This is a genomic window from Luteibacter sp. 9135, assembly GCF_000745005.1.
GTDB lineage: Bacteria > Pseudomonadota > Gammaproteobacteria > Xanthomonadales > Rhodanobacteraceae > Luteibacter.
This window is the reverse complement of record NZ_JQNB01000001.1, coordinates 3,611,248-3,633,757: the sequence shown is the minus strand read 5'-3', so window position 1 is coordinate 3,633,757 and position 22,510 is coordinate 3,611,248. Positions and strand designations below refer to the sequence as shown.

Annotated in this window: 14 protein-coding genes; 7 read left to right on the top strand and 7 right to left on the bottom strand. The window is 64.9% G+C overall.

Features of this window, described 5'->3' with window-relative positions:
* Positions 1–107: 107 nt before the first annotated feature.
* Positions 108–260: a DUF3320 domain-containing protein gene (locus FA89_RS20950; RefSeq protein ID WP_081916653.1), complete on the top strand. Its 153-nt coding sequence runs from the start codon at positions 108–110 to the stop codon at positions 258–260.
* Between the two features lie 96 nt (positions 261–356).
* On the opposite strand, the gene FA89_RS15265 is transcribed toward FA89_RS20950, so the two are convergent.
* The 3 genes from FA89_RS15265 to FA89_RS15255 all read right to left on the bottom strand — a co-directional run bounded on the left by FA89_RS15265 (position 357) and on the right by FA89_RS15255 (position 3,087).
* Positions 357–767, bottom strand: coding sequence for an ester cyclase (locus tag FA89_RS15265; protein WP_036141817.1), 411 nt, complete (start codon positions 765–767; stop codon positions 357–359).
* A gap of 207 nt (positions 768–974) precedes the next feature.
* Entirely contained in the window at positions 975–1,838 is an 864-nt protein-coding gene (locus FA89_RS15260; protein ID WP_036141814.1) for a hypothetical protein, read from the bottom strand.
* Positions 1,839–1,860: 22 nt separating this feature from the next.
* Complete coding sequence (locus FA89_RS15255) at positions 1,861–3,087, bottom strand: glycoside hydrolase family 30 beta sandwich domain-containing protein (protein ID WP_036141812.1); 1,227 nt, start codon at positions 3,085–3,087, stop codon at positions 1,861–1,863.
* A gap of 323 nt (positions 3,088–3,410) precedes the next feature.
* Here FA89_RS15255 and FA89_RS20295 point away from each other — a divergent pair, with 323 nt between their 5' ends.
* Entirely contained in the window at positions 3,411–3,998 is a 588-nt protein-coding gene (locus tag FA89_RS20295; protein WP_221174318.1) for a hypothetical protein, read from the top strand.
* Between the two features lie 583 nt (positions 3,999–4,581).
* Entirely contained in the window at positions 4,582–4,887 is a 306-nt protein-coding gene (locus FA89_RS15245; protein ID WP_051938847.1) for a helix-turn-helix domain-containing protein, read from the top strand.
* A gap of 90 nt (positions 4,888–4,977) precedes the next feature.
* On the opposite strand, the gene FA89_RS15240 is transcribed toward FA89_RS15245, so the two are convergent.
* A complete protein-coding gene (locus tag FA89_RS15240) occupies positions 4,978–7,731 on the bottom strand; it encodes a glycoside hydrolase family 3 C-terminal domain-containing protein (protein WP_081916651.1) in 2,754 nt (917 codons plus the stop codon).
* Positions 7,732–7,855: 124 nt separating this feature from the next.
* On the opposite strand from FA89_RS15240, the gene FA89_RS15235 reads away from it, so the two are divergent.
* Positions 7,856–8,881, top strand: a complete 1,026-nt coding sequence (locus FA89_RS15235) for a LysR family transcriptional regulator (protein WP_185754400.1) — start codon at positions 7,856–7,858, stop codon at positions 8,879–8,881.
* A 10-nt stretch (positions 8,882–8,891) separates the two neighbouring features.
* On the opposite strand, the gene FA89_RS15230 is transcribed toward FA89_RS15235, so the two are convergent.
* From FA89_RS15230 to FA89_RS15220, 3 genes are all read right to left on the bottom strand, one after another.
* Positions 8,892–9,476, bottom strand: coding sequence for a fasciclin domain-containing protein (locus tag FA89_RS15230; RefSeq protein WP_441295041.1), 585 nt, complete (start codon positions 9,474–9,476; stop codon positions 8,892–8,894).
* Positions 9,477–9,701: 225 nt separating this feature from the next.
* A complete protein-coding gene (locus FA89_RS15225) occupies positions 9,702–10,568 on the bottom strand; it encodes a hypothetical protein (protein WP_036141805.1) in 867 nt (288 codons plus the stop codon).
* Between the two features lie 118 nt (positions 10,569–10,686).
* Positions 10,687–11,808: an alkene reductase gene (locus FA89_RS15220; RefSeq protein WP_036141803.1), complete on the bottom strand. Its 1,122-nt coding sequence runs from the start codon at positions 11,806–11,808 to the stop codon at positions 10,687–10,689.
* A 99-nt stretch (positions 11,809–11,907) separates the two neighbouring features.
* On the opposite strand from FA89_RS15220, the gene FA89_RS15215 reads away from it, so the two are divergent.
* The 3 genes from FA89_RS15215 to FA89_RS15205 all read left to right on the top strand — a co-directional run bounded on the left by FA89_RS15215 (position 11,908) and on the right by FA89_RS15205 (position 22,443).
* Positions 11,908–12,813: a LysR family transcriptional regulator gene (locus tag FA89_RS15215; protein ID WP_036141801.1), complete on the top strand. Its 906-nt coding sequence runs from the start codon at positions 11,908–11,910 to the stop codon at positions 12,811–12,813.
* A 193-nt stretch (positions 12,814–13,006) separates the two neighbouring features.
* Positions 13,007–19,414, top strand: a complete 6,408-nt coding sequence (locus tag FA89_RS15210; RefSeq protein ID WP_051938845.1) for a beta-1,3-glucanase family protein — start codon at positions 13,007–13,009, stop codon at positions 19,412–19,414.
* A gap of 143 nt (positions 19,415–19,557) precedes the next feature.
* On the top strand, positions 19,558–22,443 hold the full coding sequence (locus FA89_RS15205) for a YadA-like family protein (RefSeq protein ID WP_081916649.1): 2,886 nt from the start codon (positions 19,558–19,560) through the stop codon (positions 22,441–22,443).
* The last annotated feature ends 67 nt before the right edge of the window (positions 22,444–22,510 follow it).

The window sequence follows — 22,510 nt, the reverse complement described above, 5'->3', positions numbered from 1 at the left end:
GACGCGGCCTCCGCCATCGAACGTGAGGCGAGGGCGGAAGAGGGTGACTTCGCTTTTGACAGTTACGTGGAAGCGAATCCGCACGGCCAACGCACCGGACCGAGGAAATCCACGAGACCCCGACCGGCATCCGCACGCAACTCGCAGTGGATGTCGTGGGCATCGAGGGACCCGTGCACACCGATGAGATCATTTCTCGCATCCGCGACGCATGGGGTGCCAAGCGCGCTGGCAGCCGCATTCAGGAAGCGGTGGAATAAACCATTGATGTGGCGGTACGCCAGAACTACGTGTTGCAGGATGGTGTGTGGCTCACCCTGCCCGGTGTACCGATGGACGACGGCACCGCCTGTTATTTAGTGGCCTGGATTCCTTATATCCGCATGTAGCTGAGCCTCAATGGCGTCCTTGTCAATGACGGACCAGACCTCACGGATCCTTCCGTTCTCGAAGGCGTAGATGACGTTCTCCGCGAAGGCAACGCGCTTCCCATGGATGGGTAGGCCAAGAAAGTCGCCGATGGGCGTGCAGTCAAATGCCAGTCGGGCTGCCAGCATGGGAGGCTCGGCGACGCGCAATTCGGACACGAATTGCAGGTCGGGAATGTCCCTGAAATTCTCCTCCAGCATCCGTCTATAGCCAGCCAATCCCAAGGGGCGGCCGTTGTGAACGACGTCAGGGGCCACGAATTGAGCTAGGTTGTCCCAATCCTGCGTATTGAGGCAGGCGAGGTAGTCGGTATATAGCTCGGAAAGCGGGGCAGTCATGACCAAATCCTTCGATGGTTCGCATGCTGCAGACGGTATCATTGGCCGGATACCCTTGCTGTGAACCGGGCTGCTTCCGTCTTCGTGGCAACAAGCCGCGTTGGTTTTCTCCAGTTCCTCGGGACACTGACGTTTATCGATCGATCACTTGCTGACGAACGTCGCGTTGGCCGGTGTCGTAGCGTCGGCCGTCGAAGGGAGAGAGGCCTAAGCGTGGCCGGACCGCGCCGTGATGCCCACCGCCGGCGCCCAGCTGTAGTCATGGATATGCTCGACGACAATGTCCGTAAAGCCACACGATGTCAGCTCGTCTACCCAGGCGCCTGCTGTTTGCTCCCAGTTCGATGGTGTAGTGGCACTGAGCTGCCCCAAGAGCATCGGCCCGAGAAAACCGGCGGCTACAAGGGCGGCGTCGTCTCCGCATTCCTGGGCGGCCTGTTCGTAGCGGTGCGCCAGTGATCGGTAGAGTTCTTCACTCCGTGCCTCATGCACGGGAAGGTCGAACTCGACAACCACCAACACGTCGACGTGGGTCGCCAGACGCCGCAGCGCGTCTTTGCGGACGTCCGGTGAAACCGACTGCAGGGCAAACGTGGACTGCGCCATGTCCCACCGGTCATCGTCTGACAGGTCTTCCGCGAATGCTTCAAAGTTCACCGCATGCGTCCCGTGCAGCTCAACGCGTTTGGAAAGACTGCGAAGTAGCTCGGCATTGGGTTCTACGACATCAACGATTTTCGGCGTGTTGCGTGCCTGTGCGAGGGCAGGGGTGAGTGCCAACCCGTCGCCGACCCCGATATCCAGGAGCGAGACGGGGCCGTGGTGATCGTAGGCCCGGGCGAGGAAGCAACTCACAGTTTTGTACAGCGCAACATTGCCGCCGCTTCGAATAAATGCCTCAAATGCCTCGGCGTGGTCGTACGCGCCTTGCGGCGTATCGGAATCCAGGAGAGCCAGCAGGGCACGGGCCATGTGCAGCCCGTGCGCGTCTTTGAGCAATGTGGAAGCTTCGGTGCGGCGACCAAGGGCAAGTGCATGGAGCGCCGCCCCCAAGGTTTCTTCGCTTGACATGTCTGGGTGGCCTTTCGGCTTCTCAGTTCTGTACAAACGTCGTAACACTCTGCGGTTCGACATAAAACGAAGCCTGCCCGCCACTCAGAACGTACTTGCCACCATACCCCACGTTGACGCTCGACGACGTCGAATACTTGACGAAATCACCACTCCTGTCGTCTTTAACGTCGACCTTCAACTGGCGCTGATGCGTTCCCGTGTTTACCGCGATCAACACGATCTTCCCATCCGCCGACTTGTAAGCGCTGGTAACGATGTCGGCATAGGGTTGAGCGGTAGCACCAATGCGTACGGCACCGGGACGAACGAAGCGAGCGTACTGGGCCATCACATAGCCGCGCTTGCTGACCATGCCATTCTCACCGATCAAACCGTAGCTTCGCCGTATGTACCACCAGATATAACCGCTGTAATTGGACAGCATGCTTTCGTGTAACTCGGTGGCCACATCCAGCGCGTCCGGCCAGGCGTTACCGTCGATATTATCGACGTAATGCTCGGTCATCCAGAGCTGTTTTCCCTTGCTTCGCGCAAGCGGATACTCCTTCGGATGCGTGCCATACAAATGCCCGCCAATGATGGAAACATAGCGACCCGCCGTCGCGCTGTTGAGCAGCGGGTCGGTGATCGTGGTGTTGAAACCCAACGATTCACCAGCCACCAGCTTCAGTTTGCTGAAGTTGGAACCCTGATCATTGAGGAAGTTGACGAAGTCATCGCCGTTCCAGTCGGCTGATTCATAATCGGGATGCCAGTCCGGCTCGTTCTGCAGGGAGATGGCGTAAAGCGGTGCTCCCTGGGTGGACATGTAGTTCGAAAAATCCAACAAGTGCTTGGTATAAGCCGCGTAGTACTGCTTCAGCAGCTTGCCCCCGTTCCCGAGACTGTTGTTCGACTTCATATAAGCCGGTGGGGACCAGGGCGTCGCCAGAAGCTTCGCGCCAAGCGCGTGAGCGCGCACGGCGGACGGCACCTGCTGGTTCCAGTCAGCGTTGGATGGGGCGATACGCATGCGCATGATCGACAGCCCAATCTGGCCAGCACCGCTGCCGTAAGCCAGGTCGACCTGCGCCGGACTGAGATCCGATATCCATCCCGCCCCGTTCATGCCGCCGAACCCGTCGATGGTCTGGTAGGTCTGGCTCGGTTCGATGGTGACGTTCTGGGCCCGGACGGGTGCGATGGAAAGCATGGCAGCGGCTATGGCCGCTAGCGTACCCGCCAGTTTGGGTAGCGTCATATTCATCTCCGTTGGCGTGTTGCACGCTTAAAAATAGGGTTCGGCGTGAAGCTACACGGTCGCCATGACGTGTACAACCGCGTTTCACGCATTGTGCGACGCGTGACTCAGATGGATCGTGTTCTTGCAAACGTTGCTGGCCGTGCACAAGCGTCAACGCGTGATTTCGCAATATTTCGCTACCTCACGCCTTGCGTGAGGTAGCACGGCGGTAGTTTGGCTATGCTCCGGCCACGTAGAAGCAGCTGAAAGGATGCTTTGGACTGCGCATTCAAGAACAGTCCGTCGAGACGCTTCCACGTGGGCACCTTTCCATGAAGCGATCACGTATGTATCCGCTCGACTTCGAATCGTTACCTGGACAAGAAGCGCATGTGCTGGCTTCGCTGTGTGGGTTCGGCGAGTCGTCGGATATCGGCGTCGCTGATAAGGTCTTCGAAAGCTTATCGAGAAAGGGGCTGGTTGCCGGCTATGGCTATGGTGTATGGATACCTACGCAGCTCGGCAGAACGATCGTTCAACAAGCGAAGGCACATCACGGTACGGGCAATTGGCCTGATTTCTTGCGATTCATGTCGGGTGGGCTTCAAACCGGAGGCCTTCAACGGGGCCATGACGCAAAGGGTAGTGAGGCCCACACCCCGGCGCGTGATCTTGACGAGTGGCAAGATCGGATTCAAACCAACCGCCTTCGTAACTTCATGTCCATTCTCAATGAGCTGGGCGATAGAGATCTTCAGCTGCTTTTCCAAAAGCCAGGATTCTTGAGCCTGCCGCGAGAAGCCGTCATCAACGCATTGGCTGGGGGTAGTCTATCGGACGCCCAGGCTCGCGAAATTGAGTGGGCTGCCAATCGTCCTCGTGGATGGCTGGACGGTGACCATGTCCTGGCTCCATGGATGGCAAGGGACGAATAGTCAAATCGGTTCTATCGGCAAGGCCACGTCCCGGCCTCACCTTGAAAGTATGTATGGAAAGACTCGATAACCTGATCAGGTTCCGTCGAGCCCATCCCCTGCCCGTGGTGCGACCGACCCACGGCGCCCACGTTCCCTGGCGTCTGTACCGCCAAAAATTGAAAGATTGAATATCGCCGAGGGGCGAGTAAAGAATCGTTGCGAAACGGCCATGGAAGAAACGAGGGGGACGAGTGCATGGAGCCGTATCGAATTCTTGCCAGGCCAAACCCTACCGTGCTGGAAGTGAGCTGGAGTGACCGGAACCTTGGGGTCGCTGTCCTCCGGTATGCACACGCCTTCGCACTGGTAGAGACGCAGGAAGTCGAGCGTCTAGGTGTCGGGACCATGGTGAGCGCAACGCTCGCCGCTCGCGGGCGAATGGTCGCGACGGTTCTGCCTGCCTCACGGCCGATTCGGGTGACGGTCGAGGCCGTCGGCATGACCCGAGCGGAGGCTGACGAACTTATCCGTATCTTGCAATGCTGTGGCCAATCGCTGCAGTGCGCCAATCGTAAGAGCTGACAGGCGGAAGAACAGCCTGATGGGCGTGAAGCACCTACAAACAACGCTGCCCCGCGCCCGGAGGGCACAGAAATCGCTATACCGTCCGGAAAACAAGGCACTGAGTGCGAGTTTTCGGCAAATTCGCCTGGCAACCGGCCTGTCACAGCACGAATTCGGTAGCCTGCTCGGGCGCAATCAATCCTTCATATCGGCGGTCGAAACCGGTGCGATCCGATTGGATGCCTTGCAGATTCGTGACTGGTGCGATGCAGCCCATGTCGGCATGTCCGCATGGCTGCAATTGTTTGAGACCTTGCTTTTTCGACAGGCCGGAGACGAGTGATCAATGGAGTGAAGGCATCTGCCTCCCGATGAAAAGACAACGCCCGCATGTGCGGGCGTTGCTCCAAGCAGTCCCTATCGAGGGGGCGTCTTAGTTCGCAAACCCCGGATCAAAGATAGGCAAGCTATCCCGTTCCGTAAGCACTACCGGTTTCGGGAAGTTGTAACTCGCGTGCAACGTCAGGTCAGCCGACGAAGCCCCGACGGTGATGTCGTAACGCCCCGCATCCACCCTCCACCGCGCATTCCGGCTCACGTAATACGCAAAGGCACGCTGCGGAAGATGAACCACGTAATGCTGCGTGGCACCCGCCTTGATCACCTTCTTGTCGAAACCCTTCAGTTCGCGCACCGGCCGATCCACGGAAGGATTCGTGGCGCCTACGTACACTTGCGCAGCCTCGGCGCCGTCCACCTTGCCGGTGTTCGTTACATCGAAGGCCACATCGACGGAAGGCTGCCCGTCGACGTAACCGTCGGAAACGCTCAGGTTGCCGTACTTGAAGGTGGTATACGACAGGCCGAAGCCGAACGGATACGACGGTTCGACACCGATCCGGTCGTAGCCGCGGTAGCCGAAGTAGGGGCCTTCGTCATACCCGAGTTCATAGGTGCCCGCCACCTCGTGGTGGTTGATGGGCATGGGAAAGTTCTCGGCGGCGATGTTGTCGGCCACGCCCTTGTCGATCGTCAAGGGCAGCTTGCCGGACGGATTGATGGTGCCCAGCAGGATATCGGCGAGCGCCGTGCCGCCGTTCTGGCCCGGATACCACGCAAAGAGCAGGGAGGCCACCTTCGACTTGAACGGCCGGAGGTCCACGGCGGAGCTGGAATAGATGACCGCGGTGGTTTTCGCGTTCACGTCGGCGACGTTGGCGATGAGATCGCTCTGGAAGTCCGGCAGCGCGAATTCATGATCGATACCTTCGCCCTCATACTCGCTGCCTAGACCTGCCGACACGATGACGGCGTCGTAATCCTTCAGCGAAGCATCGGGGGTCAACGACGCAAACGAGAAGTGCGCGCCCTTGATGCCGCCCAGGAACGAGACCCAGGTCGGCTCATTGGTGTATGTGACGGTAATGTCGTAGCGATGGCCGGCTTCCAGTCGCACCTTGGCCGAGGCGGGCACCGGGAAGCCGATGGCGCCCGAGCCCGTGGCCAGCGTGCTGCTGGTGCGCACCACCAGCTTGCCGTCGATCACCACCTGCATCTGGCCATTGCCATGGACCTTGAACACGTAGTCGCTGGTGACCGTCGGTGTCAGGTGGTTTGTCCATACCGCCGAGCCGCAGCTGCCGGTGCCCGTGGCACACGCCGGTTCGTCGCTTGCCGCCCAGTCGAAGTCGATATGGCTATCCGTGCGCATGACTTCGGGGCTGCCCTGCCAGTTGGGCGTGGCGAAGTAATAACTCTGCCACGGCTCGTCCAGTGCGGCGGTCGCCGGATCGAGGGAGTTCGTCGTGATGTAATCGATCTTCGTGCCCGCGGGAAGCGCCGCCTTGAGACCGGCCAACTCGGAAACGTAATGCGCATACGGCGCCCAGCCGCTGCCGACGGGGCGGGCCGGAGGGCCATCGACAAAGCTGCCGAGCACGGCGACGGATCGAACGGTGGTGCCAAGGGGCAAGTTCCCCTGCCTGTTCTTCAGGAGCACCATGCCGTCTGCCGCCGCCTGCGTGGCAAGCGCTTCGCCCTCCGGGCGGGGTGCCACGGTGCGTGTGGCGGGAGAGCCGACGTTCGGGCCCATCTTGTAATAGAGCAGCTGGCGGATGACCTCGGTCACTCGCTGGTCGAGGTCCGCTTCGGTAAGGGTGCCGGCGTCGATCGCCGCACGGATGGCGCTCTCCGTGTAGGCGGCGCCGCCTGACGAGTCGATGGCGATGCCCGCCTTCATGGCCTTGCCCACGTCGTGGATGGCGCCCCAGTCGGACTGCAGGAAGCCGTCGAAACCCCATTTACCGACGATGAGGTCGTGATCGATGACGCCGTTTTCGCAGCTGTAGATGCCGTTGACCGACGTGAAGCCGCACATGATGGCGCTGGGTCGCGCAAGCTTGACCACGGCTTCGAACGGCAACAGGTACATCTCGTGCAACGTACGCTCGTCGATCGTCTCGTTGATATTGGTGCGGTTGGATTCCTGGTCGTTGGCGACGATGTGTTTCAGTTCCGCCATGACGCCCGCCGATTGCTGGCCTTGTACGTAGGACGTGCCCAGCACCGCGCCCAGGATCGGGTCTTCGCCGCTGAGGTATTCGGCCTCGCGCCCACCGTAGGGCGTGCGATACATATTGAGCCCCGGGCCGTTGACCAGCTGGACGCCGCCCATCTTCGCGTCGAGCGCGAGCTGCCGTCCGCGTTCGGCCGCCATGGCGGGATCCCAGGTCGCGGCGAGCGAGGCGGCCGACGGGTACACGATGGAGGGTGTCGCTGTCGCGGCGACGGCGTCGGTACCTTCCGCCGTCGTAAGGGCCGGGAGGTTGAATTGGGGTTGGGCGCCGAAATGGTCGCTGCCGAGGTAGGCCACTTTCTGGGCAAAGCTGAGGTTTGCCACCATGCTGCGGGCGAGCTGGTTGGCCTGCTGCTCTTCCGCGTCCGTCATGCGGTAGATGGACGTGCCTTCCGGTGCCTGCCAGGGGTCTTGCGGCACCTTCGCCTGCCTGGTGGCCTTGGCGAACGGATGCATTGACGATGCTTGGGTCTTGAACGCCATCCGGCCCTGGAGGAGGGCGGCATCCTGGGCGGAAGCGCTCGTGCAGGTCAGGAGCACGGCGAGGGCGAGCGCGCTGAGCGGCAGGCGGCACGAGTGGGCGCGTGCCACAGAGGAGGGGATTAAACGCATGGGGATTCTCGTTGGATGGGTCTGGCTTGGGCTGGCATGGCTTGCATCGCATCGAGGAGCCCCTGTTCTCCATCGATCCGCAAGGAATCGTCGCAGACATGCGCTAAATTGAGAAATTCGTTGTTTGGATATCAACTATCCACGGCGCGCCAGCGATAGCGGCGGCGCCGACTTTCAAGAGGTTGCCCCCATGCGTTACGACGGACTCGACCTGAACCTGCTGGTCGCGCTGGATGCGCTGTTGACGGAGCATAGTGTCTCGGGAGCGGCCGCACGCCTGCATCGAAGCCAACCCGCCACCAGCGCGGCCCTGAACAGGCTCAGGGACTATTTCAACGATGAGCTGCTGGTGGTTGAAGGCAGACGGATGCGCCCGACGCTGCGCGGGGAGCAACTGGTCGAGCCCGTCAGGCACATCCTTGCCCAGATCGAATCGACGGTGGTATCGCCACCCGTGTTCGATCCGGCCACGTGCATGCGCCGATTCACCATCGAGGCATCGGATTATGTGAGCGAGGTCTTGTTGGCCGATGTTTTCGACGACGTGATGTCCCGCGCCCCTGGCGTGACGCTTCATGTCACGGCACGCGCGGACGGCGTGTCCACCGAACCGTCGCTGGCCGATCTTGTCATCGCGCCGGACGTGTTTCCCGCGCCCGGACAGACGGCGGCACGGCTGTTCTCTGACGACTTCGTCGTGGTGGGATGGAAGGACAACCCCGCCATGCAAACGCGGATGACGCAGGAGTCGTTCCTGGAACTGGATCATATCGCGGTGGCTTTCGGGCGCTCCCGCTACGTGTCGTTCCCCGATGCCGCCCTCGCATCGCTCGCTGCAACACGCCGGATCGTCCTGTTCGTACCGCGGTTCACCGGCGTTTGCAGCTTTATTGCCGGATCGCAGCGGGTCGCGGTGATGCACCGCCATCTGGCACGCAAGATGGCCGAACTCTGGCCGTTGAGCATCGCGGAGGTGCCGTTCCGGATACCTGCTTTTCGGGAAGTGATCCTGCATCGCCCCGATCGTGAGGGTGACGAAGGACTGATGTGGCTACGTAGCGTGATCTTGCGCCACGCGTCGCGGCTTCCGCCGCCGAACAGGAAAGGGGCGGCTCGTCGCCGCCCCGGTGAACTGTCAGCAGATGTGTGATGCGGTGCCGTTACGGCATCAGCACCTTATCCACCACGTGGATCACGCCGTTGGACTGCAGCACATCGCCGATGGTGACATGGGCCACACCGCCCTTCGCATCGGTCACCGTAAGCGCGTTACCCGCCTGCATCACCGTCAGCGGCTCACCCTCCACGGACGTGAGCGAGGCCTTCCCGCCGCCCTTCGACACCAGCGCCATCAGGTCCTTGGCGGTGTAGCGCCCGGAGACGACATGGTAGGTAAGGATCTTGGTCAGGGTGGCCTTGTTTTCCGGCTTGACCAGGGTGTCTACCGTGCCCTTCGGCAGGGCGTCGAACGCTTCGTTGGTCGGCGCGAATACCGTGAACGGGCCCGGGCCGGACAGCGTATCGACCAGGCCGGCGGCCTTGACCGCAGCTACCAGCGTGGTGTGGTCCTTGGAGTTCACCGCGTTCTGCACGATATTCTTGCTCGGATACATCGCCGCGCCGCCGACCATCACGGTCTGATCCTTGCTCATGGCGTTCTGAGCGAAGCCCGGGGCCGAGATAGCCAGGCCGAGGGCCAGGGTCAGTGCAGCGATCGATGCGGTCTTCATGCGATTCGTCTTCATGGCAGATACTCCGTGGGCCCGTCATTGGGTCGTTAGTGATACGCAGGGAACGGAAGCGCGGATGCACGCCGAAGTGTGACGACGCCTTCACGTCGGTCGCCAATCTGGCCGGCCGCAGCGTCGGCGTGGCGGCCAGCCTCGACAAGGCGTTGCTGGCAAATCTACAGAAGCGCGCCGGCAAGTAAGCCGGTCGTCTGGACCAGGCCGCTCGCTTTATCCAGCGGCTCACTGTCCCGCGGTATGCACCTCAGCCACATACCCACCGGGAAACTGGATCATCGCCGCCCGGCGCTTGCCTTCCGCGTGCGCATCCACCACCACCTTGGCCCCTGAGACCCGCGCCCGCTGCAGCGTGGCATCCAGGTCGCCGACCTCATACCCCGTCATCTCCGTCCCATACGGCCAGGCGATCTGCCCGTGGGTGACCAGCACGGCCGCTTTGCCAAACCGCGACGACAACCGCACGCGACGGTACGTGCCGTCCTTCTGCCCGACCTCGGTCCCCGGTGCCGTCTCGTCGGCGTCGACCTTGCCGTGCGCGAACGCCACGAACGCCTTGATGAAGGCGTCCGCACTCTGCGGTGGCAGGTAGATACGATTCTCCGGAACATGCTCCAGCGCCGGGTAGTTCGGTTTGGTCGTGTGCCAGTACAGCTGCATGTTGACGCCACCGGGCCAGGTAACCACCGCGTCCCGTCCGATCGGATCGTCGAAGGGTGCGACAAGGGTGGCCGCGCCGTGTGCATTGGCCGCCACCACCGCCTTGTCGACATCGGTAACCAGATAGCCCGTGCGTTCCTGCCCGAACGGGTAGGGCACCGGCGTGCGGAAGCCGAACACGGAAATCGAGCCGACCGGTGTCTGCACCAGCTGGGTCGAGGTGCTCGACGGCGTCGGGGTCACGGTGGCGATGCCTTGCCGGGTCGACTTGCCGCCGAAGGTGGTCGCGAAGCTTTGCACGAACGCATCGACATCCGCCGGGGCCACATAGACATGGGTGGTGTCGTACTGCGGGCCGACGGAGACGTCCTCTGTTGCGAAGGCGGCCGGTGCGGCGAGGGCCAGGCCGAGGAGCAGGGTGAGCTTGCGCATGGAAGGTCCTTGGTCGTGATGGCGGAGCACGCTGACGTCGCCGCATTGGACCACGCGAACGCCACGAGGACCAAGGCGGCGGGTTGGCGTCGCGGCGTTCATCGCCCTCTTCCCAGGCTCAGCCGGTTGAACCCATGGCCGGGTAATCGGTCAGCCCGTGCGCGCCGCCGCCGAACAGGGTCGCCCGGTCATGGCTGGCCAGCGGCGCACCGATACGGAGGCGTGCCGGCAGGTCGGGATTGGCGACGAACGGCCGGCCGAACGCGATGAGGTCGGCCCAGCCTTCGGCGAGCGCAACACGGGCCCGTTCGGGCGTGTACATGCCCGCGTAGATCAATGTGCCGGAGAACGTCTCGCGCAGCTTCTGTTTGAAAGCCATCGGCATGACGGGGGCGTCGTCCCAGTCCGCCTCCGCAATGTGGATGTACGCCACGCCGAGCGCATCGAGCACGTGTGCCGCCGCCAGGTAGGTCGTTTGCGGATCCTCGTCGACGCAGCCGTTCAACGTGGTCAGCGGCGCCAGGCGCACGCCGACGCGGCCTGCGTGGCCCACGCCTTCGATCATTGCTTCGGTCACTTCGCGCAGGAAGCGCAGGCGATTATCCAGCGAGCCGCCGTAGCGGTCGGTCCGGTCGTTCGCGCCCGAGTCGATGAACTGGTTGACGAGGTAGCCGTTGGCCGCATGCAGTTCCACCCCGTCGAAACCGGCTTCCACGGCATGGCGGGCGGCAACGCGAAACGCGTCGACGACGCCGGCGATCTCGTCCGTCGCCAGCGCCCGCGGTACCGAGGCCTGCACGAAGCCCGGCGTGCCGTCGTCGGCGGCGACGAACACGTTCACGCCGTCGGCTGCGCGGCCGGTCGACGACACCGGGGCGTGCCCGTCGAGGAGCCGGGTGTGACTCAGCCGCCCGACATGCCACAGCTGCGCGAAGATGCGCCCGCCGGCGTCGTGCACCGCATCGGTCACGCGACGCCAGCCGTCCATCTGGGCGGGGGTGTGGATACCCGGCGTCCATGCGTAGCCCTTGCCCAGCGGCGAGACCCAGGTGCCCTCGCTGACGATCAGCCCCGCGCTGGCACGCTGGGCGTAGTACTCGGCCATGAGCGGGCCGGGTACGTCGCCGGGCTGGCTCGCACGCGAGCGGGTCATCGGCGGCATGACGATGCGGTTGGGCAGGGACAGATCGCCCAGCACATGGGGTGCAAAAAGCGGATCGGCAGGGGAAACGGTCGCCACGGCGTGCTCCTCGTCAGGCGGAAAGGAGGCGAGTGTGGGCCGTTTACCCTTGCGGAATAAGCGGGTTATAAGGGAATGACTTTTCCTGCAAGGTGAAAAATGAAGACGACCCTCGACGAACTCGCCGTCTTCGTGGCCGTGGTCGATGCCGGTTCGATGACGGCCGCCGCGGAACGGCTGGGGCAGGTCGTCTCGGCGACCAGCCGCACGCTGGCGCGCCTGGAGGCCAAGCTCGAGACCACCTTGCTCCGGCGCACCACCAGGCGCCTGGAGCTGACCGAGGAAGGGGCGGCGTTCCTGCAGAGCGCACGCGCGATCCTCGCCTCGGTGGACATGGCCGAGGAGCAGATGTCGGCACGTCGCCTGCGGCCGTCCGGACGTCTGCGCGTGGATGCCGCGACGCCGTTCATGCTCCACGTCATCGTGCCCCTGGTACCGGCCTTTCGCGAGCGCTACCCGGATGTCGAACTGGAGCTGCATTCCAACGAGGGCATCACCGACCTGCTGGAAAAGCGCACCGACGTCGCCTTCCGCATCGGCCCGCTCAAGGACTCGAGCCTGCACGCCCGACCCATCGGCCACAGTCGTCTTCGCGTGCTGGCCAGTCCGGCCTACCTGGCACGCCATGGCGTGCCGACCCGGCCGGCCCAGCTCGACGGGCACGTGCTGCTGGGCTTCAACCAACCCGAGTCGCTCAACGACTGGCCGCTTCGTGACACGGGCGGTGCCGTCGTGCACATCACGCCGACCGTCGCCTCGTCCAGCGGCGAGACCCTGCGCCAGCTCGCGCTCGCCGGTGTAGGCATCGTCTGCCTGTCGGACTTCATGACCCGCGACGATCGTGGGGCAGGCCGGCTCGTGCCCTTGTTCGGTCGCGCGTCGCTGGATGTGCGGCAACCGGTCAACGCCGTCTACTACCGGAACACCTCCCTTTCCGCGCGCATCACCTGCTTTGTCGATCACGTCGTCGAATCGCTCGGAAGACGGCCGTTCGACGAAGCCTGACATGGTCGCCGCGGCGACCCATGTGTGACGCAGTTCGCGGATGAAGAACGTCGGTCGAAATAAGCGCTGTGGGGACCCCTGTGCCGTATTGAGCACCCCGTTTCATTGGTGCCATCATATTTGTCAGACAACACGCGCAAGGTCACGGCCGTCGCCATGATCCGCCTGGGGTCGACCACAGGGGATCCCAGGCATGACGACTCACTCCGTAGCGGCGCGCACGCGTGCGCGGCATCGACGGCTGGCCGCGCTCGTCGCCGCGCTCTGCCTGGCAACGACGGCCAACGCGACCACGGTCGTGCCCTCCGACCGGCTCGACCTGGACCTCGGCGCGCAGCCTTGGAAATACATCAAGCAATACGCGAACCAGAGCGGCCATGCCGCGGTCCCGGGGGGCGATGCCGGTGCCGCACCCACCTTCGACGATACGGCGTGGGAGACGGTGGGCATTCCCCATGCCGCCAACGACTTCACCACGTTCATCAACCAGGAGTCCGGCGGCGGCCAGGGCAGCCTGGACGGTGAGACCAGCTGGTACCGCACCACGTTGAAGGACAGTGCGTCTTACCGCGGCCGCAAGGTCATGGTCGAGTTCGAGGGCGCCCACACGGGCGACCGTGTGTACGTCAACGGGCAGTTCGTCCCGGGCACCGGCGTGCTCAACCAGACGGGGCAGATCGACGCCAACGCGACGCACGTCGTCGGCTTCGTGCCGCACATCGTCGACCTGACGGGGTTGCTCCGGTACGACGGCACCGACGTTATCGCGGTGAAGGTGAGTCGCGGTGGCGGCGGGTTCTTCCAGGACCCCGGCTTTTCCGGGGCGTTCCGCTTCGGCCAGTCGGAAGCGGGCCTGTTCCGGCCGGTCCGGCTGCATGTCACCAACCTCGTGCATATCCCGGAGAACGTGTACGCAGGACAGAACACGTGGGGCACGTACGTCGGCACGCAGTCGCTCAGTGCCGACCACAAAACCGCCTTGATACGCGTGCAGACCAATGTGGTCAACGATCGCGACACGCCGGCCACGGTGACGCTCACGACGCAGATCGTGGACGCGAACGGCAATGTGATCGTCAGCGAGCAGCAGGACAAGACGCTGGCCGCGCACGTGGTGCCGGGCGATGCCACGCCGGTGTTCGACGAGACGTTGATGATCGCCAACCCGACGCTGTGGTTCCCGAACAACTCGCCCGATGGCCGGCCGTACCTCTACAAGGTGGTGCATACGGTGAGCATCGACGGCGCCGTGGTGGATTCGAAGCAAAGCTCATTGGGTATCCGCATCATCACCTGGGACAAGGATTTCCCGTACGTCAACGGCAAGAAGCAATACACCTGGGGCGCGTCGGGCCGCTACGACTATCCGGCCCTGGGATCGTCCGTGCCCGAGGAGCAGCAATGGCGTGACCTCCAGCAGCTGGCGGCGGCCGGCGGCAACCTGTGGCGTCCGGGCCATTCGCCGTCCAGCCCCGAGTTCGTCGAGGCGGCCGATGCGCTCGGCGTGTTCATCGTGCAGCCCAGTGGCGATGGCGAGAACGGTTTTTCCGACCCCTGCGCGGCCGGCAACACCCCGTGCACGAACATGTGGACGCTGAAACGCGAGCTCCACCGCGACATCGTCATTCGCGATCGCAGCCATCCGTCCATCCTGGCCTGGGAGTCGAACAACGGCAAGATGTACACGCCGTTCGCCCAGGAGCTGCGCACGCTGGCGCGCACGTGGGACGCCATCGCCCCGCGTGCTGCGGCCGACCGCTCGCCCGATGCCAACAACGGCGACATCCTGAGTTGCTCGAAGGCCGGTTGCGAAACCTACCTGCACGCGACCCAGTTCCCGAACAAGCCCGCGTGGGGAGCCGAGTACTGGGGCTATGGCTCGCGGCGCCATGCGTTCGACTACGAACTGGCCTTTGCGCTGAACTACCTCGTCCCGTATTCGCAGGCCCGCAAGGCCGGTACGTTCGGCATGGCGCAGTGGTACTTCGCCGATACGCCGGGGGAGACGATCGAGTTTTCCGAAGGCACGGAAGACGCCACGCACTTCACCCTCGACGCGAACGGCCGAAAGGCGTTCGTACACAACGTGCGCTCCATCGGCAGCTCGATGGTCGACCAGAACCGCTACCCGCGCCTGCTTTACTACATCTACCAGTCCGTATGGGTGCCGTACGCGATCAGGCCGGTGGTCAAGCTCGCCCATCACTGGAACCGCTCGGGCGATGTGCAGGTCAATGCGTTTTCGAACTGCCCCGCGGTGCGGCTGCTGGTCAACGGCGTGCCGCAGGGCGCGGACCAGAAGCCCAACACCTGGGACAGCATCGACGAGCAGAGCTACAACGTCGAGAACACCGGCACCGATCCGCAGACCGGCCACATCATCGGCACGGCGCAGGCACAGGGCACCACGAAACTGCCCGGCCAGGTGCACTGGAACCTCCCGTGGCAGTCCGGCACGGCCACCGCGCAGTGCATCGATGCGCTGGGCAACACGGTGGCCGACGCCCAGGGCGCGCCGGTGCAGGACAGTCTGACCACCGCCGGCAAGGCGGACCACATCGCGCTGCGCGTCGTACCGGCGGTGGTGCGCCCCGACGGCACCGCGTTCGCCATCACGGCCAATGGGTCGGATGCCGCTTTTATCGAGGCGCGCGTGGTCGACAAGGATGGGGTGGTGGTGCCGGAAGGTGCCGACGTCAATGTCACGTTCGACGTCACCAGCGGGGCGTCGCTGGTGTCCTACCAGGGCGGCACGCAGCAGCTGGTGGACTGGGCCGGCGGCCACACCACCAACGCCGACGGCAGCCAGGAGCCGGTGCACGGCTACCACGCGCCCGGCGATCACGAGCTGAAGTTCGAGGGTGGCTTGCAGAAAATCGCGTTGCGCACGCGGTTCGCTACCGGCACCGTCACGGTCACCGCGAGCGCGGCAGGCCTGGCGGCGGGTTCCGCCTCGTTCGACATCGTCGGTGTGCCGCAGCCGTCGTCGGGCGCCTCCGGACCGCCGTCGATCATCGCCAACCCCGTCGAGGACCAGGTGACCGCGGGCTTTGCCGGGCATTTCTCGGTAACCGCCACCGGCGCGCCGCCGCTGACCTTCACGTGGAAGAAGAACGGCCAGGTGATGCCGTCCGCGAACGCGGCGATCCTGGACACGCCGGCCACCACGCAGGCCGATGACGCCACGACGTACACCGTCGTCGTCCACAACGCGCAAGGGGATAGCGAGTCCACGCCGGCCGCCCTGCGCGTGTTCCCGGCACGGCAGGTAAGCATCACCCAGCAGCCGGCGGCCCAGTCGGTGGACGTGGGCCAGCAGGCGCACTTCAGTGTGGCGGCAGTGGGCTCGCCGAAGGTCACCTACCAGTGGATGAAGGGCAGCGCCGCCATCCCGGGGGCCACTGCGTCCACCTACGACACCCCGGTACTCACCGCGGCCGACGGCAACGTGGATTACGCCGTGGTGGTGACCAATCCGCTGGGCAGCGTGCCGAGCGCTCCGGCGACGTTGACCGTCAACGCGGCGCGTCCGCCGGTGATCACGGCGCAGCCGGGCAACGTGCGTGCCAACCCGGGTCAGCCTGCCCAATTCACCGTGGCCGTCGCGGGCACCGCGCCGTTCCATTACACCTGGCTGCACGACGGATCGCCGGTGGGTGACGATGCCGCCACGCTTACCCTCGCCGCCGTGGGCCAGGCCGACGTGGGTCGCTACACCGTCGTCGTCAGCAACATCACGGGCGACGCCGCGGCGGTGACCAGCCAGGCGGCGGTACTGATACTGGCGCCGCCGGGTGCCAACCTCGCCCGCGAGAAGGTCACCTATGCCAGCGGCGTGGAGAATGCCCAGGGCACGCCGAGCGCCGGCGCCGTCGACGGTAACGAGACCAGCCGCTGGGCGTCGGAGCAGGGCAACGACGCGGCCTGGCTCACGGTGGACCTCGGGGCCGTGCGCTCCTTCAACCGCGTGGTCCTCAAGTGGGAAGCGGCCCACGCATCGCAGTATCGCGTGCAGTACTCGAACGACAAGGACACCGGCTTCAAGGACGCCCTGGTCGTCGATACCAGCCTCGGCGGCACCGAAGACAACACCTTTGCCCGCGTGTCGGCGCGCTACGTACGCATGCAGGGCGTCAAGCGATCCAGCGCCTACGGCTACTCGCTCTACGAGTTCGAGGTGTACGACTCGCCGACGTGCTGCAGCGTCGATAACAACGACCGCTATACGCTGCAGGACACCAACCATGTGCTCGACCGCCTGAGCGGGCTGGTGTGGGCGCGTGCCCAGCGTGGCTTTGCCGACCAGGGCGCGCAGTACAAACAGTCCAACGCGATGGCCGACTGCAAGGCGGCCGGCGCGCGGTTGCCGACGCTCGACGAGGCCCTGGCCGTCGCCGGCCCGAATCTGTCCAGCGGTGCTTTCCCCACGGCGTGGACCATCTGGACCTCGACCAACGATCGCACCGACCCGACCTTTGCCTGGCAGGTGGCATCGGACGGCACGCCGAACCGTCTGGTGGCCGAGAACAATCCCTCCCACGCGCTTTGCGTGACAGGTGCGACCGTCTCGGCGCCGGTGGTGACGGCCGCTCCCGTCGCCCAGAAGGCCGGGGTAGGCCGTTCGGCGCACTTCGCCGTCACTGCCACGGGCGTGGGTCCGCTGTCCTACCAGTGGTACCGCCGCACGATGGCTGCCGACGGCACGCCCACCGACGACTTCGTGGCGTCCACCGCTGATGGCACGTATGCCACGCCCGCCCTGTCGCTGGCCGACAACGGCGTGGCGTACAAGGCGCGGGTGATCAGCGCGCAGGGGCTGGCCACCGAGACGACGCTGGCCTCCCTCACCGTCGCGGGTTCCACGGACGGGTTCGATCCGCCAGCATGGCAGAACGGCGGCCCCACGGGCGGCACCACGCCCCAGCCGCCCACGACGCCGGACAACCCGGACGGACCGGGCACGCCGGGCGACGGGCAGGGTGGCGTCAACCTGGCGGTGGGCGCGAAGGCTACCTCTAGCGGTAACGAGAACGATGGCTACCTGGCACCCGCGGGTGCGGTGGATGGCGACTTCACCACGCGTTGGGGCTCGAGTTTCACGGACCCGGCGTGGATTCGCCTCGACCTCGGCGCGGCCAAACGTTTCGATCACGTGATCCTGCGCTGGGAGCGTGCCCATTCGATATCGTACGAGGTGCAGGTGTCGAACGACGACCAGACCTGGACGTCGACCACCGCCACGCCGGTCACGGGCAAGGGTGGCGTGGAGCGGGTGAACTTCAGCGCGGTCACGGCGCGTTACGTGCGGGTCTACAGCACGGCGCGCAGCACGGACTACGGCATCTCGCTGTGGGAGTTCGAGGTCTATGCGGCGCCGCCGCCGGTCGTTGTCCAGCCGCAGCCGCAGGCACCGGTAACGACACCGACCGACGATCCGTCGCAGGGCTTCAACTACGACGTGTACCCCGGCGTCATCGGCACGCAGCTGCGGAACACGACCCACGGCCGCTGGCCCGACGACAAGGTGTTCGTGGCCATCATCGGCCGCGACCCGAAGACGCAGGTGTTCTCGTGGGTCACGCCCGATGGCACGGTGGTGCCGGTGCGCGTCGAAGACAACGATGGCGCGGGACACCTGAGCAAGAACGGCCAGAACTATCCCGATTACTTCTTCACGCTGGCGCAGACGAAGTTGCTCAAACTGCCGAAGCTGGACTCGGCACGGATCTTCGTCTCGGTCGGTGAGCCGATGTACATCAAAATCGTCAAGGCGGCGGACGGCTCCCTCGGATTTGCCGGTCCCAATCCGCTCAACGCGACCGATCCGAACATCGGGGTGCATTACGACTGGTACGAACTGACCTGGAACGACGACGCCATCTTCATCAACACGACGCAGGTGGACCAGTTCTCCCTTCCGCTGTCGCTCGATGTCTACGGTGGCAAGAAGACCCGCCACGTCGCTTCGGGTATCACCCAGACCCGCGCGCAGATCTTCGCCGCGTACAACCAGGAAGTGCCCGCCGAGTTCCAGCTGACCGAGGCCGATCCGATCCGCCTGCTGGCGCCCGGCAAGGCCGCGTTCGACGTGGGTAAGCCGCAGCAGCACTACTTCGACGGCTACATCGACGAGGCGTGGGCGTACTACGAAAACCACGTCCTCACGATGAGCATCGGCGCGAAGCAGTTCGAGGGATCGGTGGTCGACGGTGTGCTCAGCGTCCGTCACACCAACTGGGCGCAGACGCACGAGCCGGACGAGGCCGAGGGCAGGGTGTTCACCGTCGGCAAGCCGACCACGCAGGACGTACTGGAAGGCAAGGGTGCCCTGGCGCACTCGACCGATCCGTGGGGTGTCGAGGGCCAACTGGAAGCGCAGATCTGCGCGGCCTTCAATCGGCACGTGATGGAAGACACCTCGCGCTGGAAAGATGCTTCGTCGTTCTACCAGGCGTCGCCGGCCAACTATTACTCGCGGTTCTGGCACGTGCACGCGATCGATGGCAAGGCTTATGGTTTCGCTTACGACGATGTGTCGGACCAGAGCTCCACACTGATCGAGACGGATCCGGAGCACCTGGAGCTGGGGATCGGCTGGTAACGGCTCGCAACGGCCTGGTCATGGGCATGCATCGCGTGCCCATGACCTTCCGTGAGGTTCCGAGAGCTTCCGTGCGTGACATTCCTATGTCGGTTCTGTGAACGTTGGCCCTTCTTCAAGGGCGAACTTCGCGGGGGCGAGAAATGAAAGGTACTGGTAACGATACTGGCCGCAACGTGGCCGGTCGGGGCGATCACACCCGTGCATCGGGCAACACGCTGCGACTGAGCGTGATGGCGTTGTCCCTGGCACTGGCGATGGGGCAGCAAGCCGTCGCGAATGCACAGACGGCTTGCACGGCCAACACATCGGGATCGGGCAATGCCGATGCCACGATCTGCGGGCAGGGTTCCACGGCCACGGGGGAGCAAGCGACCGCTTACGGCAACAGCTCGCTCGCCAGTGGCGACCGCGCCACGGCCATCGGCGGCAGCGCAATCTCGAACGGACAGGATGCCACGGCGCTGGGCGGCAACGCGCTGGCCCGCGGGCAGGGCGCACTGGCGCTGGGGGCGTCGTCGGTCGCAGGCGTCATGAATGCCGTGGCCGTCGGCGTGGGAGCGCAGGTCACCGCGGTCAACGCCGTGGCGATCGGCGCATCGTCGGTCGCCTCGCGGGAAAACACCGTATCGGTGGGTGATGTCGGCGCGGAGCGCCAGCTCGTCAACGTCGCCGCCGGTACGGAAACGACCGATGCGGTGAACGTCGGCCAGCTCCAGCAGGCCACGCATGTCGCCGGCACGTATCTCAGTGTGGGTGCGGCTGCCGACGATACGTCGCAAGCCGTTACCGATGGCGACGGCGCGGTAGCGCTGGGTCGTTCGGCATTTGCTTCCGGTAGCGAATCGTCCGCGCTCGGCTCCTCGTCGCTGGCCCTGGGCAACGGGGCGGTTGCCGTGGGCGCGCAGGCATCCTCGATCGGACAGCTCGCCTTCGCCGGCGGTTATGGCGCCTCGGCGTCGAACGCGAATGCGGTGGCGGTGGGCGGTAACGCGAGCGCGTCAGGGATGGCCTCGGTGGCGTTGGGCGGCCGTAACGAGACGGCCGATGGCGCTCCCGTCTTCGGCACGGCCACCACCACGCAGGCCAACGGACTCGCATCGACCGCGCTGGGCGCAGGCGCGCAGGCCAACGGCATCTTCAACACGGCGGTCGGCTCCGGTTCGTATGCGAACGACCGCTCCGCGGTGGCCGTCGGCGGTGTGGTCGACGTGCTGGTGGACCAGCTGGGCGAAGACTTCGCGGGCGTCCAGCTGCAGAACACGCAGGCCACCGCGCGGCTCTCCAGCGCATTCGGCGGCGGCGCTCAGGCCACCGAATACGGCTCGACCGCCATCGGCGCCATGTCGGCGGCCTCGGGCGTCCGCTCGATCGCCATGGGCTACTACACCACTGCCACGGGCTACGACTCGTTCGCCGCCGGCGACCGGACCGAGGCCAACGCGGACTGGGCGACCGCGCTGGGTTCGGGTAACAGGGTCCATGGCCAGGGCTCGACCGCGGTGGGCTCCTTCAACACGGTGTATGGAACAAACGCGACGGCCGTCGGCAACGGTAGCTACGCGACCGGTAACTATGCTGCCGCGCTGGGCAACGCCGCCTGGGCGCAGGCGGACTACAGCGTGGCCATCGGCTCCAACGTGATGGTGTGGCGCCAGAACATTCCGGAAGGCGACGAGGCACCCGTGGTGTTCTCCCGCGATGTCGCCATCGGAACCGATAGCGAGATCAACGGTAGCCGTTCCGTCGCCATCGGGTCGGGCGCGAAGGTCGGCGACAGCAGCCAGCCGGTCGGCACGGCAGGCATCGTCGACGACGCCGTCGCACTGGGATCCAATGCGATCGCGAACCGCAACAATACGATCTCGGTCGGCAGCGCGGGCCACGAGCGCCAGATCGTGAACGTTGCGGCCGGTACGCAGGATACGGACGCGGTGAACGTGGCACAGCTGCGCACCGTGGTGGGAAACCAGCAGGCGACCAGCGGCGGGCAGCTCACCCAGTCGCTGAACTCGGTGGCGGGCGTCGTCGGTGGCGGTGCCTTCGTCGATTCCGCGGGGCAGCTGGGCGCATTCCACGTCTCGGTGCTGGGGCAGGACTTCACGACGATCGCCGGCGCCATCGGCGCGCTGGATACGGCCTTGGGCTCGATGGGCTCCGGCCCGGCAGGCGCGGCTTCGGGCGTGGCGATGGGCAACGGTGCCTCGGTGGCGACATCCACAAGCGTGGCGGTGGGCAATACGGCCAGCGCCGGTGGCGACAAGGCGACAGCGATCGGCGGCGGTTCGAAGGCCGTCGGTCCGTCGGATACGGCGATCGGCGGCGGTGCCATCGTCGGCGCGGACCAGAGCACGGCGGTGGGCGCCAACGCGACCATTGCGGCTGCGGCAACCCGCTCGGTCGCCGTCGGCGAAAGCAGTTCGGTGCAGAGCCCGTCGGGCACGGCGCTGGGGCAGGGGGCGCAAGTCACCGCGGCCAATGCCGTGGCACTTGGTGCGGGGTCCGTGGCCGACCAGGCCAACACGGTCTCGGTGGGCAGTGCCGGGGCGACGCGGCGGGTGACCAACGTGGCCGCAGGGCAGGGCAGCACCGATGCGGTGAACCGCGGTCAGCTCGACACGGCCACCAGCCAGGCGATCCAGGCGGCGCAGACCTATGCGGATCGCGGCGACGCGCAGACGCTGGGTTCGGCCAAGGCGTATACCGACACGCGTGCCGCGGACATGGTGAGCCGTAGCGACTTCAACGGTTTCGCCAACAGCGTGCAGCAACGCCTGGGCACGTTGGACACGCGTGTTTCCCGGGTCGGTGCGATGGGTGCGGCGATGAGCGGCATGGCCGGCGCCATTGCGTCGGCAGCGGGAACCGAAAACCGCGTGAGTGCGGCGGCGGGTGGCTATCACGGTCAGAGCGCGCTGGCCGTGGGTTACGCGCACCAGCTGCCCGGCAGCGGCGCGATCCTGGTGGGCGGTTCGCTCGCGGGCGGCGGTGAAAGCAGCGGCACGGTAGGTGTCAGCTTCGGCTGGTAACGGGCATCGGGGGAAAAAACATGACTCATCCAAAGAACGGAAAACGGGGAAATCACGTGAAAAGATC

Excerpts from the sequence above, each read along its gene's own strand:
- FA89_RS15245 (WP_051938847.1), top strand. The coding sequence starts at position 4,582 with ATGGGCGTGAAGCACCTACAAACAACGCTGCCCCGCGCCCGGAGGGCA.
- FA89_RS15265 (WP_036141817.1), bottom strand. The coding sequence starts at position 767 with ATGACTGCCCCGCTTTCCGAGCTATATACCGACTACCTCGCCTGCCTC.
- FA89_RS20295 (WP_221174318.1), top strand. The coding sequence starts at position 3,411 with ATGTATCCGCTCGACTTCGAATCGTTACCTGGACAAGAAGCGCATGTG.
- FA89_RS15230 (WP_441295041.1), bottom strand. The coding sequence starts at position 9,476 with ATGAAGACGAATCGCATGAAGACCGCATCGATCGCTGCACTGACCCTG.
- FA89_RS15210 (WP_051938845.1), top strand. The coding sequence starts at position 13,007 with ATGACGACTCACTCCGTAGCGGCGCGCACGCGTGCGCGGCATCGACGG.
- FA89_RS15260 (WP_036141814.1), bottom strand. The coding sequence starts at position 1,838 with ATGTCAAGCGAAGAAACCTTGGGGGCGGCGCTCCATGCACTTGCCCTT.
- FA89_RS15240 (WP_081916651.1), bottom strand. The coding sequence starts at position 7,731 with ATGCGTTTAATCCCCTCCTCTGTGGCACGCGCCCACTCGTGCCGCCTG.
- FA89_RS15255 (WP_036141812.1), bottom strand. The coding sequence starts at position 3,087 with ATGAATATGACGCTACCCAAACTGGCGGGTACGCTAGCGGCCATAGCC.
- FA89_RS15205 (WP_081916649.1), top strand. The coding sequence starts at position 19,558 with ATGAAAGGTACTGGTAACGATACTGGCCGCAACGTGGCCGGTCGGGGC.
- FA89_RS15225 (WP_036141805.1), bottom strand. The coding sequence starts at position 10,568 with ATGCGCAAGCTCACCCTGCTCCTCGGCCTGGCCCTCGCCGCACCGGCC.
- FA89_RS15215 (WP_036141801.1), top strand. The coding sequence starts at position 11,908 with ATGAAGACGACCCTCGACGAACTCGCCGTCTTCGTGGCCGTGGTCGAT.